The organism is Granulibacter bethesdensis, from assembly GCF_001889545.1.
GTDB classification, from domain to species: Bacteria; Pseudomonadota; Alphaproteobacteria; order Acetobacterales; family Acetobacteraceae; genus Granulibacter; species Granulibacter bethesdensis_B.
This window is the reverse complement of record NZ_CP018194.1, coordinates 298,431-314,759: the sequence shown is the minus strand read 5'-3', so window position 1 is coordinate 314,759 and position 16,329 is coordinate 298,431. Positions and strand designations below refer to the sequence as shown.

17 protein-coding genes, 1 tRNA gene and 1 other RNA gene are annotated in these 16,329 nt (G+C 58.4%); 8 read left to right on the top strand and 11 right to left on the bottom strand.

Going from position 1 to position 16,329, the window contains the following annotated elements:
• Positions 1-42 precede the first annotated feature (42 nt).
• The 3 genes from GbCGDNIH8_RS01330 to GbCGDNIH8_RS01320 all read right to left on the bottom strand — a co-directional run bounded on the left by GbCGDNIH8_RS01330 (position 43) and on the right by GbCGDNIH8_RS01320 (position 2,367).
• Entirely contained in the window at positions 43-720 is a 678-nt protein-coding gene (locus tag GbCGDNIH8_RS01330; RefSeq protein ID WP_072571814.1) for a MarC family protein, read from the bottom strand.
• A 36-nt stretch (positions 721-756) separates the two neighbouring features.
• On the bottom strand, positions 757-1,986 hold the full coding sequence (locus GbCGDNIH8_RS01325) for an argininosuccinate synthase (protein ID WP_072573504.1): 1,230 nt from the start codon (positions 1,984-1,986) through the stop codon (positions 757-759).
• 96 nt (positions 1,987-2,082) lie between these two features.
• A complete protein-coding gene (locus GbCGDNIH8_RS01320; protein WP_157692509.1) occupies positions 2,083-2,367 on the bottom strand; it encodes a hypothetical protein in 285 nt (94 codons plus the stop codon).
• A gap of 172 nt (positions 2,368-2,539) precedes the next feature.
• Here GbCGDNIH8_RS01320 and ffs point away from each other — a divergent pair.
• The 5 genes from ffs to GbCGDNIH8_RS01295 all read left to right on the top strand — a co-directional run bounded on the left by ffs (position 2,540) and on the right by GbCGDNIH8_RS01295 (position 6,159).
• Positions 2,540-2,637, top strand: an RNA gene (ffs, locus tag GbCGDNIH8_RS01315) — signal recognition particle sRNA small type.
• A gap of 51 nt (positions 2,638-2,688) precedes the next feature.
• A complete protein-coding gene (locus GbCGDNIH8_RS01310; RefSeq protein WP_072571812.1) occupies positions 2,689-4,749 on the top strand; it encodes a DNA polymerase III subunit gamma/tau in 2,061 nt (686 codons plus the stop codon).
• Between the two features lie 20 nt (positions 4,750-4,769).
• A complete protein-coding gene (locus tag GbCGDNIH8_RS01305; protein ID WP_072562584.1) occupies positions 4,770-5,093 on the top strand; it encodes a YbaB/EbfC family nucleoid-associated protein in 324 nt (107 codons plus the stop codon).
• A 71-nt stretch (positions 5,094-5,164) separates the two neighbouring features.
• Positions 5,165-5,773, top strand: coding sequence for a recombination mediator RecR (gene recR / locus GbCGDNIH8_RS01300; RefSeq protein WP_072571811.1), 609 nt, complete (start codon positions 5,165-5,167; stop codon positions 5,771-5,773).
• A gap of 41 nt (positions 5,774-5,814) precedes the next feature.
• Entirely contained in the window at positions 5,815-6,159 is a 345-nt protein-coding gene (locus tag GbCGDNIH8_RS01295) for a hypothetical protein (RefSeq protein WP_072571810.1), read from the top strand.
• Between the two features lie 6 nt (positions 6,160-6,165).
• On the opposite strand, the gene GbCGDNIH8_RS01290 is transcribed toward GbCGDNIH8_RS01295, so the two are convergent.
• A complete protein-coding gene (locus GbCGDNIH8_RS01290) occupies positions 6,166-7,164 on the bottom strand; it encodes a sulfonate ABC transporter substrate-binding protein (protein ID WP_072571809.1) in 999 nt (332 codons plus the stop codon).
• Between the two features lie 135 nt (positions 7,165-7,299).
• Here GbCGDNIH8_RS01290 and ssuD point away from each other — a divergent pair, with 135 nt between their 5' ends.
• Positions 7,300-8,484, top strand: coding sequence for an FMNH2-dependent alkanesulfonate monooxygenase (ssuD, locus tag GbCGDNIH8_RS01285; RefSeq protein ID WP_072571808.1), 1,185 nt, complete (start codon positions 7,300-7,302; stop codon positions 8,482-8,484).
• A 196-nt stretch (positions 8,485-8,680) separates the two neighbouring features.
• On the opposite strand, the gene GbCGDNIH8_RS13025 is transcribed toward ssuD, so the two are convergent.
• Complete coding sequence (locus GbCGDNIH8_RS13025) at positions 8,681-8,827, bottom strand: hypothetical protein (RefSeq protein ID WP_172822875.1); 147 nt, start codon at positions 8,825-8,827, stop codon at positions 8,681-8,683.
• Positions 8,828-8,880: 53 nt separating this feature from the next.
• On the opposite strand from GbCGDNIH8_RS13025, the gene GbCGDNIH8_RS01280 reads away from it, so the two are divergent.
• Positions 8,881-11,037 (top strand): PAS domain-containing sensor histidine kinase, encoded by a 2,157-nt coding sequence (locus GbCGDNIH8_RS01280; protein ID WP_172822874.1) that lies wholly within the window; start codon positions 8,881-8,883, stop codon positions 11,035-11,037.
• Between the two features lie 4 nt (positions 11,038-11,041).
• On the opposite strand, the gene GbCGDNIH8_RS01275 is transcribed toward GbCGDNIH8_RS01280, so the two are convergent.
• From GbCGDNIH8_RS01275 to GbCGDNIH8_RS01260, 4 genes are all read right to left on the bottom strand, one after another.
• On the bottom strand, positions 11,042-11,923 hold the full coding sequence (locus GbCGDNIH8_RS01275; RefSeq protein ID WP_072571806.1) for an aldo/keto reductase: 882 nt from the start codon (positions 11,921-11,923) through the stop codon (positions 11,042-11,044).
• A gap of 86 nt (positions 11,924-12,009) precedes the next feature.
• The gene (locus tag GbCGDNIH8_RS01270; protein ID WP_081368774.1) at positions 12,010-12,399 is read right to left on the bottom strand and encodes a gamma-butyrobetaine hydroxylase family protein; all 390 of its coding nucleotides are present in this window, start codon (positions 12,397-12,399) and stop codon (positions 12,010-12,012) included.
• Entirely contained in the window at positions 12,396-12,635 is a 240-nt protein-coding gene (locus GbCGDNIH8_RS01265; protein ID WP_072571805.1) for a Trm112 family protein, read from the bottom strand. Before GbCGDNIH8_RS01265 ends, GbCGDNIH8_RS01270 begins: the two co-directional genes overlap by 4 nt.
• Before the next feature lie 31 nt (positions 12,636-12,666).
• Positions 12,667-13,698, bottom strand: a complete 1,032-nt coding sequence (locus tag GbCGDNIH8_RS01260) for a tetratricopeptide repeat protein (RefSeq protein ID WP_172822873.1) — start codon at positions 13,696-13,698, stop codon at positions 12,667-12,669.
• Positions 13,699-13,876: 178 nt separating this feature from the next.
• Here GbCGDNIH8_RS01260 and GbCGDNIH8_RS01255 point away from each other — a divergent pair.
• A tRNA-Gly gene (locus GbCGDNIH8_RS01255) sits at positions 13,877-13,951 on the top strand.
• A 96-nt stretch (positions 13,952-14,047) separates the two neighbouring features.
• On the opposite strand, the gene lptG is transcribed toward GbCGDNIH8_RS01255, so the two are convergent.
• On the bottom strand, positions 14,048-15,115 hold the full coding sequence (gene lptG, locus GbCGDNIH8_RS01250; RefSeq protein WP_072571804.1) for an LPS export ABC transporter permease LptG: 1,068 nt from the start codon (positions 15,113-15,115) through the stop codon (positions 14,048-14,050).
• Positions 15,112-16,299: an LPS export ABC transporter permease LptF gene (gene lptF / locus GbCGDNIH8_RS01245; RefSeq protein WP_253736070.1), complete on the bottom strand. Its 1,188-nt coding sequence runs from the start codon at positions 16,297-16,299 to the stop codon at positions 15,112-15,114. Before lptF ends, lptG begins: the two co-directional genes overlap by 4 nt.
• Between the last annotated feature and the right edge of the window lie 30 nt (positions 16,300-16,329).

Below are 16,329 nucleotides of genomic sequence, written 5' to 3'. Positions count from 1 at the left end.
CATGGGAAGGAAGAAAGCGGGTGTCGCGGCACCCGCTTTTTTTTAACCGGGAAACACGATCCGCAACGTATCTACAACCCCGGCAATAATGATCTGCGTGCCGATGCAAAGCAGCAGGAAAGCAGCGATCCGTGCTACGATCCGCGCACCGGACGTGCCGAGCAGGCGCACGAAGCGCTCGGAGGAACGATAGCAAAGCCAGATCAGGATCGCCATGACGGCTCCCGCCAGACTGCTGCCGATCATGAACGCAAACTGATCCCGTGCTCCCGGCGGATGGGCAGCGGTCAGCGCCACCGCTACCGAAATCGTACCCGGCCCAACGGTAAAAGGCATGGTCAGTGGGAAAAACGCGACCCCGGCATCACGCGGACGGGCCGATTGGGGGGAGGCAGGCGCCGCCTGTTCCTGCTTTCTTTCCTCATGGGCCTCGGGGGCGGAGAGCATTTCCCATGCCCGCACCGCCACCACCAGACCGCCTGCAATCCGCAGGGCTGCCAGCGACACGCCAAAAAAGGCCAGCACATAGGAGCCAAGCCACAGCGAAACCAGCAGCATGATCAGGGAATAAAGCCCGATCCGCCCGGCCAGCCATCTCCGTTCCGCTGCTGAGCGGTCCGCCGTGACCTCCTGGTAGATCAGGGCCGATCCCAGCGGATTGATGATGGAGAACAACGCCGGGAAAGCGAGCAGAAAACCGGCGATAATCTGGTTGATCATAACCGCTTTCCGCCCGTTTTCCCGGGAATGTTGTTTTTACAGACTGCCGCCGCGACGGCCCGCCATAGCCGCCAACCGCAGACGCAGCGATTGCAGTTTGATGAAGCCCTGCGCATCGACCTGATCATAGGCACCCTGATCGTCCTCAAACGTGACATGCTTCAGGGAATATAGGCTGTTGGGGCTTTCACGGCCGATCACAATGGTGTTGCCCTTGTAGAGCTTCAACCGCACGCGACCGGTCACGCTCTTCTGGCTTTCATCGATCGCGGCCTGAAGCATCCGGCGCTCCGGGCTGAACCAGAAGCCGTTATAGATCAGCTCCGCATAGCGCGGCATCAGGCTGTCCTTGAGATGGGCCGCTTCACGGTCGAGCGTGATACTCTCGATCCCGCGATGCGCCACCAGCAGGATGGTGCCGCCCGGCGTTTCATAGACGCCACGGGATTTCATGCCGACAAAACGGTTTTCCACCAGATCGAGACGGCCAATGCCGTTGGCCTTGCCCAGCTCGTTCAGCTTCGCCAGCAGAGTGGCGGGGGACAGGCGAATGCCGTCGATCGCCACCGGATCACCATGCTCGAAATCGATGGTGATGATGGTAGCCTTGTCGGGGGCCGCTTCCGGGCTGATCGTGCGCTGATAGACGATCTCGTCCGGCTCCTCCGCCGGGTCTTCCAGCAGTTTGCCCTCGGATGAGGAGTGCAACAGGTTGGCATCGACGCTGAACGGGGCCTCGCCACGCTTGTCCTTGGCAATGGGAATCTGGTTCGCCTCGGCGAATTCGAGCAGCTTGGTGCGGCTGGTCAGATCCCATTCACGCCAGGGGGCGATCACCTTCACATCGGGCTTCAGCGCGTAATAGCTGAGTTCGAAACGCACCTGATCATTACCCTTGCCGGTCGCACCATGCGCCACCGCATCGGCACCGGTCAGTTCGGCAATCTCGATCTGGCGCTGGGCGATCAGAGGACGGGCGATGGAGGTGCCGAGCAGGTACTGCCCCTCATAAACCGCATTGGCGCGGAACATCGGGAACACGAAATCCTTCACGAAGGTCTCGCGCAGATCGTCGACGAAGATTTCCTTCACGCCGAACATCTCGGCCTTGCGGCGGGCCGGCTCCAGCTCCTCTCCCTGACCGAGATCAGCGGTAAAGGTCACAACCTCGCAGTTATACGTCGTTTGCAGCCAGCGCAGGATCACGCTGGTATCCAACCCGCCGGAATAGGCGAGAACGACCTTCTTCACATCCTTGACAGCCATGGTCTGAATATCCCTGGTCACCGGTTATCCGGGGTTAGCTTCTCATTGCCCCCGGAGGCAAGGGGGGTGCGCTCATGCATATGCCTGCATCATGCATCAGTGATGCACCGGCAGCAGCACCAGCGCCACCCGCAACGCAAAGAGAGCAGCCGCTACCACAAGCAGAACCCGCGCCGCGCCACGCCGCAGATGCAGCGAAGCCGCCAGCAGCAACCCGGCGATCAGAACCAGCGCCAGCAGACGCAGTTCCGTCCCAAGCCCCAGCGTCCGCATGCCGTTTTCCAGCCAACCAACCAGCGCCCCTGTCACCTGCATGGCGAAACCGATCAATTGCCGCAGCAAATGCAGCACAACATCGGCCATAGCCTGCAATTGCGACATGAACTCTGTCCCCCTCCGTCAGCGTTGCAGCCTCTGCCTGCCTTAGTAAAGGCGGCATAGCATGGATGCAGACCAGGAAAACAATGGTTCGGAACCGTATCGTCAAGACCATTCCCGGCGCCGGCATCGTCATCTCTGGCCATCCGGCACGGATCAGGGTAAGAAGGGGATGGGAGATCGGCGGCGGACGGGCGCCTCGCCAACCCGGTCAGGGCCGGAAGGCAGCAGCCGCAACGAGTTTCCGCCCGGGTCGTTTGTCCGGTCTCCCACCCCGGATAACGTTACGCCAGAGGATGGCGGCCCGCTTCCCTGGATCTCCGTGTGAACCCTGTCGATCCATCATCACCCGATACCGATCCCTACCGGGATACGCTGCCTGAACCGGAACAGCCCTCCGGCCCAGGCCTGTTCGGCGATGCCTCTGCCGCGGTTGCCTCTCCTGCACAGAACGCCCCTGCGCAGCCTTATCGCGTGCTGGCACGTCAGTACCGCCCCCGCCATTTTGATGACCTGATCGGTCAGGATGCGCTGGTCCGGACCCTGCGCAATGCTTTTGCGCTGAACCGCGTCGCCCATGCCTTCATGCTGACCGGCGTGCGCGGAGTCGGCAAGACCACCACCGCCCGCATCATCGCCCGCGCCCTGAACTGCACCGGGGTCGATGGTCAGGGTGGTCCCACCGCCGATCCTTGCGGCGTATGCCCCAATTGCACCGCCATTCTGGCTGACCGCCATCCTGATGTCGTGGAGATGGACGCCGCCAGCCGTACCGGTGTGGATGACGTGCGCGAGATCATCGAGGCCACCCGGTTCCGGCCATTGCAGGCTCGCACCAAGGTTTTCATTATCGATGAAGTGCATATGCTGTCACGCAATGCCTTCAACGCGCTGCTCAAGACTCTCGAAGAACCACCGCCGCACGTCACCTTCATCTTCGCCACCACGGAGCTGAGGAAAGTCCCGGTCACGGTACTGTCCCGCTGCCAGCGTTTCGACCTGCGGCGCATTGATGCGGCGGTGCTCAGCGCGCATTTCAGCCGGATTCTGGAACAGGAAGGCGTCAGCGCCAGCCCGCAGGCCCTTGCCCTGATCGCCCGTGCCGCCGATGGATCAGTGCGGGATGGACTGTCCCTGCTTGATCAGGCCATCGCCCAGAACGATCCCGGCATCCCCATCAGCGAGGCACAGGTCGCAGACATGCTGGGTCTGGCGGATCGCGGCATGGTGCTCGATCTGCTGGAAGCACTGATGGCAGGCAACACCGCCAGTGCTCTGGCGGTCACCGACACCGCTCATGCACGGGGGGCCGATCTGGGCATGGTGCTTCAGGATCTGCTGGAGCTGATCCATACGCTGACCCGCCTGAAAACCATTCCTGAGCTGCGCAACGCACCGGGTATGGCGGAAGCAGAACGACTGCGGGGCAGTGCTCTGGCAGATCGACTTAGCATGCCGGTGCTTGGCCGCGCCTGGCAGATGCTGCTGAAAGGCATTGCGGAGGTCGAGGCCGCTCCGGACCGGCGTGCTGCCGCGGAAATGGTGCTGATCCGCCTGTGTTATGTTGCCGATCTGCCGCCCCCCGCAGAGCTGGTACGACGCCTGACCGGCGGAGCGGGTAGCCAACACCCGGCTCATCAAGGGGGGGGCGCCGCGCCGCCCACACCGTCATCACCCTCACCCACCTCACAAGCAGGCTTTCGTGCCATTGCCGGAGGCGGTATGTCCGGGGGGAGCAGCGCCGCCACAGCGCGCCAGCCGCAAGCCATGGCTGACTCCGTACCCGATGTTCCCGTCCCGGTCTTTCACAGTTTCCGGGATGTCGCGCAGTTCGTAGAGTCACGCCGCGAAGCAATGCTGCACGCCCATCTGCTGCATAATGTTCATCTGGTCCGTTTTGCGCCGCCGGTGATCGAATTGCGGCTTGAGAGTAATGTGCCGCGTGATCTTCCTGCCCAGCTTGCAGCACTGCTGGGTGAAGCAAATGGTCAGCGCTGGACCATTGCCCTGTCCTCTGCCCCCGGAGAACCCACTCTGGCAGAACAGGGCCGGGCCGCAGGCGAATCCCGGCTGGCACAGGCCGGCAACCATCCTGTTGTCCGTGCCATTCTGAACGCTTTTCCCGGTGCGCGGCTGGGAACGGTGATCGACAGCACCGTTGATGTCTACGGGCTGACACGGGAAACCCATGCCGATCCGGGCATGATGCCCCCCTCCCCCATGCTGGGTGGCGGACATGGCGACCGGTTCGATTCTCTGGATGAAATACCAGGCGACCCCGATGACGGACCCGGCTTTGCACCGCTGGATGCAGAACTGGCCGATGATCCTTCCGGAGACGCCTTTCCGGGGATCAATCGGTCGACACAATCAGAACAGTCTTAACCACTTCTGGAGCAACAAGAATGAAAAATCTGGCAGGCCTGATGAAACAGGCATCACAGATGCAGGCGAAAATGGGGGAAATGCAGGCCAAACTGGAAACCGTCGAGGCGGAAGGTTCAGCCGGCGCAGGCATGGTCACCGTGACCCTGAATGGCAAGGGCGAAATGCGCCGCCTGCATATCGACCCGAAACTGGCCGATCCGGCGGAAACCGAGATGCTGGAAGACCTGATCGTCGCTGCGCATAACGATGCCAAGAAAAAAATTGAGACGATGGCCGCCGAAGAAATGCAGAAAGTCACAGGAGGGCTGAATCTTCCCGCCGGTTTGAAGCTGCCGTTCTGAAACGGTCCTTCGTGCTGAACCGTTATTATCCGAATGAGATTGTCATCCGGCAGCACCGGTAAGGGAGTTGCATGGGCGGACCGGAACTGGAGCAACTGATCGCCTTACTGGCCCGACTGCCCGGACTTGGTCCGCGCAGCGCCCGCCGGGCCGCCCTGCGCCTGTTGCAGCAGCCGGAGACCCGGTTGCTGCCCCTTGCATCCGCCATGCAGAACGCTGCCCGCGCCGTCAAAACCTGCCGGGTCTGCGGCAATCTGGACAGTGCTGATCCATGCTCTGTCTGCACTGACCCAACCCGGGAAAATGGACTGATCTGCGTCGTCGAAAGCGTCGGCGATCTGTGGGCCATGGACCGGGCGGGCATCTATCGCGGGCTTTACCATGTGCTGGGCGGGGTGCTGTCTGCTCTGGCCGGGACCGGTCCGGATGCCCTCAACTGGCCCGCGCTCATGCGGCGTATCGAGTCTTCCCGTACATCCTCAACCCCGGTCACCGAAGTCATTCTTGCGTTGGGCGCCACTGTTGATGGCGCCACCACTGCACATTGGCTGGCCGAGCAACTGCGACCAATGGGGGTCTCCGTCACGCGGCTGGCACAGGGGATTCCCATTGGCGGGGCGCTGGATGTTCTGGATGACGGTACCCTTGCCGCCGCCATGCGGGCGAGGCGGTCTGCATGATACCCCTCTTTTTACCCACACTCAGTTAAGGCTCATGCACCATGGCTGACAGGCCGATCAAATCCGTGTCGACACCATGGCATGATGTTCTGCTGATCTGTGCCAAGTGCAATAAAAAGCTCAGAAAACGCGGTTTCGGGAAAAATGCGCGTGACAGCCTGCAAACCGCCCTGAAAACCGGTTTACGACAGCTGGGCCTACGCCGCACCATCCACGTGGCTGAAACAGGCTGTTTCGGCGTCTGCCCGAAAAAAGCGGTCTGCGCCCTGCGGACCGGTATGGCGGAGACGATACTGGTGATCCCCGCCAAAACCGAAACCGGCGCTATTCTGGGCCGGATGGAGTTGATGCCCGTTCCGTATGTTCTGCCGGACCAACAGGACTGACAAGGCTCAGCCAGACTGGCCTTCATGCCAGACCGCATCGGCAACCCGGATCCGGCCCGGCAGAAGATGCTGATCCGCAAAAGCATCAGCAATGGCCTGCTGTGAGGCGACGACATCCGGCGTGATCGGGGACACCCCGAACGGCAGGAGCTTCACCGCACGTTGCACAACAGGCAACGGCAGACGGGTGCCTGCTGAAAGCGTCAGGGCGACCTCTTCCTTATGCGTCTCTGCCCAGTGATCCAAGAGGGCGAGTTGATCAAGTACCGCACGCACCAGGCCGGGCGCTTTGCGTGCAAAAGAGCGACCAGCCAGAAAAAACTCCCGATTCTCCACCAGTCCGGCTCCATCGACCAGCACACGTGCATCCGTACGTTCCTGCGCAGACGAGAGATACGGATCCCAGATCGCCCATGCATCCAGCCGACCACTGTCAAACGCCGCTGCACCATCCGCCGGGGCAAGATAGGAGACGTGAATGTCCTTCATCATCAGCCCTGCATTCTGCAATGCCTTCAGCAGCAGCCAGTGCACATTGGCGCCTTTGTTCAGACCCACTGTACGGCCTCGTAAATCCGCGACTGTCTTGATCGGGCTGTTACCGGGAACAAGAATAGCCTCGCCATGCGGCGCGGGAGGCTCCACCCCGACATACAGGATGCTGTCATTGGCAGCCTGCGCAAAAACAGGCGGGGTCTCACCCGTGCTGCCAAAGTCGATCGCTCCCGCGGCCATGGCTTCCAGCAGCTGTGGACCTGCCGGGAATTCGCTCCACACCACCTGATGGCCGGAACTTTCGAGCGCTTTCTCCAGCCATCCTTTTTGACGCAACAGAACCAGCGTACCGTATTTCTGAAAACCAATCCTGATAGTGGTGGGCCCATCCGCCGCAGAGGCCGATACGATCCCCGTCAGACTACCCATCGCGGATACTGCCAGAGCAGAGGCGATAAAACCACGCCTTCCTAATGTTAATTTTTGTGGAATAGTCCGGCCATCCGACATATATAATCTCTCAGCATTGTAATTTTTAGCGCAACCGCTTGATTGCACGTTATATATGTGAATATAAATCATCAACACGTTTTATAACGTTTTTCTTGATCAGAAATACGATTTCTGAATGGAGTTTCCCGACCGATGTCCCACTCCAGCCACGCTGCCGAGGCTGCGGATGTTCTGTGGTTCCTGCCCACACATGGTGATGGGCGGTATCTGGCTTCCCAGGTCGGTGCACGTCACGTCACTCTGAATTATCTCAGCCAGATTGCCCGTGCGGCTGATGAACTCGGCTATTACGGATTGCTGCTGCCGACCGGGAAATCCTGTGAGGATTCCTGGATCATCGCCTCTGCCATGGTTCCCCTGACACAGCGGACACGGTTTCTGGTGGCCGTTCGGCCCGGATTGTCCGAACCCTCCATGACGGCACGCATGGCAGCAACGCTTGACCGTCTGTCCGGCGGTCGTCTGCTGATCAACGTCGTCGCCGGCGGTGATCCAAAGGAATTGCAGGGTGACGGGGTCTTCCTCGATCACAGCGAACGTTACGAAGCAACCGCCGAGTATCTTCAGGTCTGGCGTGCCCTGCTACAGGGGGAGACGGTGGATTTCGAAGGCAAACATGTACGTTCCAAACAGGGGAAATTGCTGTACCCTCCGGTCCAGACGCCTTATCCGCCGCTTTATTTTGGCGGATCTTCCGAAGCCGGCCAGGAGGTCGCCGCCGAGCAGTGCGATGTCTATCTGACCTGGGGTGAACCGCCCGAGGATGTCGCTGAAAAAATCGCCGATATGCGGGCACGGGCTGCAAAACGGGGTCGCAAGCTGAGCTTTGGTATCCGCCTGCATGTCATCGTGCGTGAAACCGCCGAGGAAGCCTGGGCAGCAGCCGATAATCTGATTCAGCATGTCACCGACGAAGCCATCGAGACGGCCCAAAAAGCCTTCGCGCATTTCGACAGCGTCGGGCAGCAGCGTATGGCCCGACTTCATAGCGGCCGCCGGGAGAAACTGGAAATCAGCCCTAACCTCTGGGCTGGCGTGGGACTGGTTCGCGGCGGTGCAGGCACGGCGCTGGTCGGCAGTCCGCAACAGGTGGCAGACCGGATGAAGGAATATATGGCACTGGGCATCGACCGCTTCATCCTCTCCGGCTACCCGCATCTGGAAGAGTGCTATCGCTTTGCCGAGCTGGTTTTCCCCCTGCTGCCGCTGCGGGAAACAACGGGTAACCATACCCTCGGGACAGCACGCAATGCCGGCCCCTTCGGCGAGGTCATCGCCAATGTCACGGCCCCAACCCATCGTATCTCCGCCAGCTGAAACAATTTTCAACGGCCCGTATCTTCAAAAGGGAAAAGCCAAACTAGCTTTTCCCTTTTTTAGCGATACTCTAAAATAGAAACTTGTCTTTAAAAGCCATCCCAGCAAAATAGTGGCATGGCCATTCATAAAAACAGTACGCTTTATGATGATTACGCTCAGCTTGTCGCTGAAACATGTGGACTGGCTGCTGTTTTTATCGTTCTACAGGAAAATGATCATTTTTCTTTACTTGGTCATGCATGTCCTGTGGATGAAAAAATGGTCTTTTTTCCATCCCGGCCACCAGCCAGCCACCCGATTTTGACACGGCTGATTTCACTGGCAGGATCAGAGCCTTCATGGCACCGGCTTGATCAGGAAAACATCTTTCACAGCCAGGCCGGCAAGCCTTTCATGGCTCGTTTCAGCATGTGCTGCGTCATGGCACTGGGCGGTTCAGAAGGCGCACCCACAGGGGCGATCATCGGGTTCAGCAGCACTCTTCGTCCCGATACACTCTCCCTGACCGAGCAGAATGTTCTGCACCTGACCACCCGGTTGCTGCGCCATGCATTGACTGCACAGTCCGTGCCCCCGCAGGAACAATTCGCTGTCAATCAGAATACAGCGGATCATAATCCGTCAGACATATGGCTTGCTTTTACAAACAATCCATCCGGTCTCGTGATTCTTGAAACAGGATCAGGCCGGTTGCTGAGAGCCAACCAGGCAGCGGACAAGCTTTTCGAATTGGGTGACAGACATTGTCTGCCAGATGCACCAACCGTATTCAACAGTCTTGTTCAGAGAGCCATTTCACATGGCGTGGGATGCACACGACAGTGGGTGGAGCATCAATCACATTCGGGAAATCCGATTGCTTTTTTTGTACTGATTAAAATCCTGCATAATGAAAACAATACTCCCAGCCGTGTCTTACTGGTTATCGAAAAAGAATTTTCACCGGAGATTTTCCCACAACAGGATTATTATAAATCCCTTCTGCAACAACATATGATGGAAATCACGACCCAGCCGATCTGGATCAGTGATGGCAGCAGGCGCATCATATATCTGAACAGATTCTGGCAGGATTTTACCGGTATCTCCGTCACTTCCAGTCATGATGAGAAGGATATTGATCTCCGACCATTATGGGAAATGGCTTTTCACCCCGATTACGTGACGAAAGTCGTTCATCACCGGGAAACTACTTTCAATGATGGCATGCATTATGACATCGAAGTACCGATGCGTCGGGTTGACGGGGAATATCGCTGGTTTTTAATTCGCAGCATTTCCCTGAGTTCCGAACGAACACCCAAATTATGGATTGGCATCGGGACAGACATTCATGACCGCATAAAAGCCGATCATGAGCTGCGCACGATCATGGACACAATGCCCCAGATGATCTGGTCGGCGCGGGCTGACGGGTACCATGATTTTTTCAATCAAAGATGGGTCCAATTTTCTGGTCTGCCGACCAACGAACTGATCGGGCATGGCTGGACCACATTGCTGCATCCCGATGATCGGGATGCCACGCTTGCTCACATGAATCATAGCATTGCAAGCAGTCAGTCATATGAAATCGAACACCGCATGCAACGTGCAGATGGGCAATGGCGGTGGATTTTAACGCAGGCCCATGCAATCAGCAACGAAGAGACCGGCGCCGTCACACGCTGGTATGGAAGCTGCACAGACATCGAACACTCTGTGCAGGCAAGAGAGATTTTAAAGCGGGATGCATCAGCCCTTGAAACTCTGGTACAGCAACGGACACTGGCCTTACAGAAAGCACTGCGTGAAAATACCGAGACGCAGGAACAACTACGTCAAGCCCAGAAAATGGAAGCTGTGGGGCAACTGACAGGCGGGATTGCTCACGACTTCAATAATATCCTGGCCTGCATTATCGGCAATCTGGAGCTGTTGCAGATCAAAACAGAGAAAACCGACAATGAAGAAACCGGGAAATACATCCAGTCTGCCCTGAACGCTGCTGACAAGGCATCTTCCCTGATTGATCGTTTGCTCTCTTTTTCCCGCCGTCAGCCTCTCAATTCTTCTTCCGTCAACATCAACAGCCTGATCGTCGAGCTGGATGATCTTCTCAGTCGTACACTTGGCGCCTCGATTCACGTGATTACCGAATTGCAGTCTGATTTATGGCTGACATTATGCGACCCTCATCAGCTGGACAATGCCGTGCTGAATCTGGCGATCAATGCACGGGATGCCATGCCAGACGGAGGATCTTTACAGATCACAACATGCAATTTCCGAAATGATCCGGATCAGTCCGATAATTATATGTCAATCCTGCCAATCGGCGATTATATCTGCGTGACTGTCAAGGATAGCGGAACAGGCATGACTCCGGATGTCATGGAGCGTGCCTTCGAGCCGTTTTTTACCACCAAACGGCTGGTTGGTACCGGGCTGGGCCTGTCTATGGTCTATGGCTTCGTCAAGCAGACAGGCGGCCATATCAGCATCGACAGCAGGCCCGGGGCAGGCACAATGATTTCCATCTACCTCCCCCGCCTGCTTGATCAAAACTGATTGCTTATCGGGTAGCCGCCCAGGCGGCTTTCCCTTGTTCATCCAGAGCCCTGAAGTCGCTTTCATCCAGATGAATGTCGGCAGCCATGACATTATCATCCAGATGGGACGGGCTGCCGGTTCCTGGAATGGGCAGCATGACAGGCGACCGCTGCAACAGCCATGCCAGCGCAATCTGCCCGGAGGTCTTACCCATTCCATGCGCCAGCCGATCCAGCAAAGAACCGCTCTGCGCCAGACTTCCCGCAGAAAGCGGTGCCCAGGGAATGAAACCGATGCCATGAGCCTCGCAATGGCGCAGCACATCCTCACTGGTGCGGTCCACCAGATTGTACCGGTTCTGCACCGTCGCCACGGGGAAGTAATTCTGTGCCGCCTGAATATCCTCCACTGAGACCTCACTGAGGCCCACATGCCTGATCAGGCCCTCCCTGACGAAACCGGCAATGGCTTCAAACTGCTCTGCCCGATCAACTTTGGGATCAATCCTGTGCAGCTGCCACAGATCAATCTGTTCTATCCGCAGGCGGCGTAAACTCATCAACACGCATTGACGCAGATACTCGGGCCGTCCCACGGGACGCCAGATATCCGGTCCATGGCGCGTCAGGCCGCCCTTGGTCGCGATCACCAGGCCGGTATAGGGATGCAAAACCTCCGCAATCAGGTCTTCGCTGACAAAAGGTCCGTAACTATCAGCCGTGTCGATCAGGTCGACACCAACATCACGCAGGCGGCGCAGCGTTGCACGTGCAGTATCGGGATTGGCAGGCTCACCCCAGATTCCCTTTCCGGTGATACGCATCGCACCGAAACCCAGTCGATGAACTGGCAGATCCCCGCCAATCCTGAAAATCCCGGATCCGGCAGCACTGGGCTGGCTCATGGCTTGCTCCCCTCAGCGATGATAGGTAGGCGGGCAAAACCCGCCTTGCCCCATATGGGTGGCCCTGGATGCGTTGCAACCGACGGTCAGCGCGTCAGCTTCTTGTCCGCGAGCCGATGCAGATACGCCGCCCAGCGCTCCGTCTGCTCCCGACCGAGTCGGCGCAGATAGTCCCATGTGTAAATACCGGTATCATGCCCGTCATCGAAGATGATCCGGACGGCGTAATGCCCCACCGGCTCCAACCCCCGCATCCCGACATGACGCTTGCCGGAGACAGTACGGCGCTCTGCCGGAGTATGGCCCTGCACCTCAGCACTGGGGCTTTCGACACGGAGATATTCGGCAGGCAGACTGTAGGCAGTGCCATCCTCGAATGTGACGTGCAGCAATGCCTCACCACGATCCAGCCTGATTTCGGTCGGCGTCACAGCCGCCCCATCAGATGTCTGCCCCAAAGGCGGCATGCCGGTCATTCCGGCAACCGCCTTGCCTCTTCCGGCAGCATGATCGGGATACCATCCCTGATCGGGTAGGCCAGACCGGCCTTCCGGCTGATCAGTTCTCCGGCGGCGGCATCATAGATCAGCGTATCCCTCGTCAACGGGCAGACCAGAATTTCCAGCAGTCGTGGATCAACAGTTTCCGCGACAGACCCGCGCTCCGGAGTCACCGCAGGATCAGACAGCGAAGGAAGAGTATTGTCAGTCATGGCAATCGCTCCAGTCAGGGGGACAGCCGGATCAGCTGAACAGCAATGCGGAGAGTTTGCGCCTCGCTGCCAGGGTGGCCGGATCGCCCTGCCCCCATGCATCGAAAAAGCGTAACAATTGCAGACGCGCTGCATCATCGTTCCAGGCGCGATCATGCCGGATGATGTCCAGCAGCAGAGCGGCCGCCTGCTCCCGTTCTCCAGCCGCCGATAACGCCGCAGAGAGATCATAGGCGGCCTGCCGATCATCGGGGTTGGCCTCATGGGCGGCCTGCAACTCGGCCAGTCTGGCGCGGGCCTGACGGCCTTCCTCAGCTACCGCAACCGCGGAGCGCGCGCCTTCAATCTCTGCATGCGCCGCAATCGCGGGCGGAGCCTGATCCAGCACGGCGACGGCCTCCTCCGGCTGATCCAGCGCCAGCAGGCTGCGGGCCAGACCGGCCCAGCCTTCCGGCTTTTCCGCATCCTGCTGGATCAGGGCGGAATAGAACTGGGCCGCCATCTCATGCTCGCCTGCCTCGGTCGCGCGTTTGGCTTCGGCCAGAAGATCCGCACCGGGCAGCTCTCCACCCGTCATCTTGAGCAAAGCTTCAACGAAGCGTTTGATTTCCGATTCCGGCACCGCCCCCTGAAACAGATCGGCAATCTGCCCCTGCCAGAATGCGGCCACGGTCGGCACCGACTGCACCGGCAGACCAAGCTGGGCCAGTTGCTGCACCAGAGAGCGGTTCTGATCGATATCGATCTTCACCAGCTTGATACGCCCCTGTGCCGCACGAACGGCCTTTTCCAGAACCGGGGTCAATTGCTTGCAGGGACCGCACCATGTCGCCCAGAAATCCACCACAACAGGGGTGGTGCGTGATGCCTCAATCACGTCCTCCATGAACGTGTCCTGAGAGCCATCGATGATCATCTCCTGCGCGGAGAGAGTCGCGGCATTCTGGCTGGAGACGCCCTGACCGGATGCGCCGACCAGACCGCTCCCCTGAGCGGAAGGGCCTCGTCGGGATGCGCCTGCCCCTCCGGCAGAATTTCCTCCAGCGCCAATGATCAGGCTCATGATTCGCATCCCTCAGCAGCACGACAAGACCGGATTGATAGATGTTTGCGACCGGTTAGGAAACAACCCGGAGCAGGCTGTTTTTCGCGATTGTCAAAATCATGACAAAAAGGGGCTTGCCAAGCTTTTCATCCCCCTATAGAAGCCCGCCCACCGCTGCTTCGGCACGGTCACGGATGCGGGCGTAGCTCAGGGGTAGAGCACAACCTTGCCAAGGTTGGGGTCGAGGGTTCGAATCCCTTCGCCCGCTCCAGTTTTTCAAAAATAATGTCTTGCTGTTTGAACGGTGACCAGCGGGGTCGCCGTTTTGTTTTATGGGCCTTACAACATGAACCGCTGGCTCAGGTTCCTATCTTTGCCGCCGGTAGAACAGGTCAATTCCCAGCCACATCAATAACACCGGCGGCGTCAATGCCGTCACTGCGGGATTGAGGTTCAGCAAAACATCCAGATGACCTGAAATCTGCTGAACAAGCGTGAACACGACGCCAATCGCAGCCCCCAGCGCAATGAAGGCCCCTGTATTCTGCACACGGCCACCGCCAAAAACAAAAGGTGTCGCCGCAATCACCATCGCCATCATCGTCAACGGAATACTGATTTTGGCCCACAATTCCTGCTCATAACGTATAGCCTGCAAGCCCCGCTGCTTCAGACTGCTTACATAGCGCCATAATGCCAGCGGCGGCATTGCATCCGGCCGCAAGCGCAAAAACTGAGTCTGCTGCGGAGTCAGAAACGGGGTCCAGTCCAGACGATCCAGATGATCCTTGCGGAGTTGCCCATCCACAAGAGTTCTGCTCAGTACATCATGCAGAACCCAGCGATCATTCGGCATAATATCGGCGCTTTGCGCATGCAGATAACGATGCAGTTCTCCATCCACCGCAAAGGAGAAGATGTCGATATTATAAGGTTCATCATTATGTTCGAAATGCTGAACGTTGAGAAAATGCCTGTCCCCGTAAGCCCAGAAACTGTCCTGGCTGCGAAGGGCCGTAGTATCCGGCAACGCGTTGCTGCGCCATGTCTGGGCTTCTCTCTGCGCTGGCGGAATCACAAACTGGGCCATCAGAAAGAGAATAACCATCAGCGGTATGGAAAAAGCGATCACCGACAGGATGATCCGTCGCTCTGACATGCCGAGGCCGCGCAGCGCGGTCAGCTCTCCATTGCGGGCAAGGCCGCCCAGCCCCAGCAGAGTGCCGATCAGCATGGAGACAGGCACAACCTGCAACAATCGATAAGGCGCTGTCAGGGCAACGTAAATCGTGGCATCGAGCATACCGTAACGCCCTTGCCCCACGGAGGCCAGTTGCTGCACAAATTCCAGCAGGCTGAACAGTGCTGTCAATGCGGCAGCAGAGAGACCAACTGCTTTCAGCGCCGCCATGGCTGCGTAGCGCTCTTTCCTCATCTTGACACCCGGACGCTGCGGCGACGGATGGCCAGGCGCCAGCGAGGCGCATACAGCAGGCCCAGCAGTACAACACCCAGCAGCGCTGGTACCCACCAGATGCCGGGAATAGGGGGCACAACCCCGTGCTGAACCCATGTCCGCGCCGAAGTAGACAGTAAATAATACCCGAAATAAGCCAGAATCGCCGCCCCAAAACGCGCATAGCGGCTTTGGCGAGGCTTCGAACGGCTCATCGGAACTCCCAGCAACCCCAGCAGCAAGGTGGAAACAGACGTCGAAAAACGCCACTGAAGCTCGGCAATATCCGCCGGACTGGATGATCCAAGCAAAGTGGAAGTCGCAGTCGCAACAGCACTGTAAGCCGCGGCCTCAGCCTTGTTCGGCTGGATATCGAGGACGGTCTCAGCCGCATCCAGCATCTCGTCATTGCCCTCACCGGAGCGGTTGAAACGATAAATATGAGCATCACTCAACAGGATTTGTGATTTTATATCCGGCGAACCCGGCCGCAGGGTCATAGCCTGCCGTGCGGAGATGATCTCCATCCGATCAGGCGACCAGAGCTGCACAAAAACACCGCTGGCCGGTTCCTCAGGCCCTGCGCGATGGGTGAAGAAAATCACCCGATTGCCTTTGGGACCGATATAAAAAGTCCCCGCCTCCATCGCATCAGTATTGAGCGACACATGCGCCTGATCCGACAGGGCATGCAGCCGCGCATAAGCCCATGGTCTGGTAAAAAGGGACAAGGCCCCCACCACCACCGCCATAGCCAGACACAGGCTCAGCACAATACGCCATATGCGCTCCGGCTGGACGCGCAGCGCAGCCATGGCGATTATTTCCTGATCACTGTTCAACCGCCCGAACGCCAGAAGCACGGACAGATAGAGCGAAATGGGGATCAGCACTTCCAGCGCAATCAAAACTTTCAGGCTGACCATCTGGATGATCGAGCCAGCCGGCAGCAGACCGTTCACCGCATCGGACAGGAAACCAGCCGCGCTGAAACTGCCGAACAAGCCTGCCAGCACAACCAGCACCGGCACGAAAGGACGCATGATCTCACGGATCAGGTAGGTCTGGATGATCAACGGTACAAAAGCCTGATCCAGAAGGCGGCCAAAAGGACGAAAACAGCGGGCCATCGTTACACCGGTCATCGTTGATCGACCGGCCATGATCGCGCCAGCTATAATCCGAAACATCTG

What these genes read in the sequence shown, in the direction of transcription:
- GbCGDNIH8_RS01330 (WP_072571814.1), bottom strand. Translation starts at nt 720, where the DNA reads ATGATCAACCAGATTATCGCCGGTTTTCTGCTCGCTTTCCCGGCGTTG.
- GbCGDNIH8_RS13025 (WP_172822875.1), bottom strand. Translation starts at nt 8,827, where the DNA reads ATGAAGGCTCTGATCCTGCCAGTGAAATCAGCCGTGTCAAAATCGGGT.
- GbCGDNIH8_RS01270 (WP_081368774.1), bottom strand. Translation starts at nt 12,399, where the DNA reads ATGACCGGCATGCCGCCTTTGGGGCAGACATCTGATGGGGCGGCTGTG.
- GbCGDNIH8_RS01280 (WP_172822874.1), top strand. Translation starts at nt 8,881, where the DNA reads ATGGCTCGTTTCAGCATGTGCTGCGTCATGGCACTGGGCGGTTCAGAA.
- GbCGDNIH8_RS01260 (WP_172822873.1), bottom strand. Translation starts at nt 13,698, where the DNA reads ATGAGCCTGATCATTGGCGCTGGAGGAAATTCTGCCGGAGGGGCAGGC.
- lptF (WP_253736070.1), bottom strand. Translation starts at nt 16,299, where the DNA reads ATGGCCGGTCGATCAACGATGACCGGTGTAACGATGGCCCGCTGTTTT.
- GbCGDNIH8_RS01295 (WP_072571810.1), top strand. Translation starts at nt 5,815, where the DNA reads ATGGCTGACAGGCCGATCAAATCCGTGTCGACACCATGGCATGATGTT.
- GbCGDNIH8_RS01325 (WP_072573504.1), bottom strand. Translation starts at nt 1,986, where the DNA reads ATGGCTGTCAAGGATGTGAAGAAGGTCGTTCTCGCCTATTCCGGCGGG.
- GbCGDNIH8_RS01290 (WP_072571809.1), bottom strand. Translation starts at nt 7,164, where the DNA reads ATGTCGGATGGCCGGACTATTCCACAAAAATTAACATTAGGAAGGCGT.
- ssuD (WP_072571808.1), top strand. Translation starts at nt 7,300, where the DNA reads ATGTCCCACTCCAGCCACGCTGCCGAGGCTGCGGATGTTCTGTGGTTC.
- GbCGDNIH8_RS01305 (WP_072562584.1), top strand. Translation starts at nt 4,770, where the DNA reads ATGAAAAATCTGGCAGGCCTGATGAAACAGGCATCACAGATGCAGGCG.
- lptG (WP_072571804.1), bottom strand. Translation starts at nt 15,115, where the DNA reads ATGAGGAAAGAGCGCTACGCAGCCATGGCGGCGCTGAAAGCAGTTGGT.
- recR (WP_072571811.1), top strand. Translation starts at nt 5,165, where the DNA reads ATGGGCGGACCGGAACTGGAGCAACTGATCGCCTTACTGGCCCGACTG.
- GbCGDNIH8_RS01265 (WP_072571805.1), bottom strand. Translation starts at nt 12,635, where the DNA reads ATGACTGACAATACTCTTCCTTCGCTGTCTGATCCTGCGGTGACTCCG.
- GbCGDNIH8_RS01320 (WP_157692509.1), bottom strand. Translation starts at nt 2,367, where the DNA reads ATGTCGCAATTGCAGGCTATGGCCGATGTTGTGCTGCATTTGCTGCGG.
- GbCGDNIH8_RS01275 (WP_072571806.1), bottom strand. Translation starts at nt 11,923, where the DNA reads ATGAGCCAGCCCAGTGCTGCCGGATCCGGGATTTTCAGGATTGGCGGG.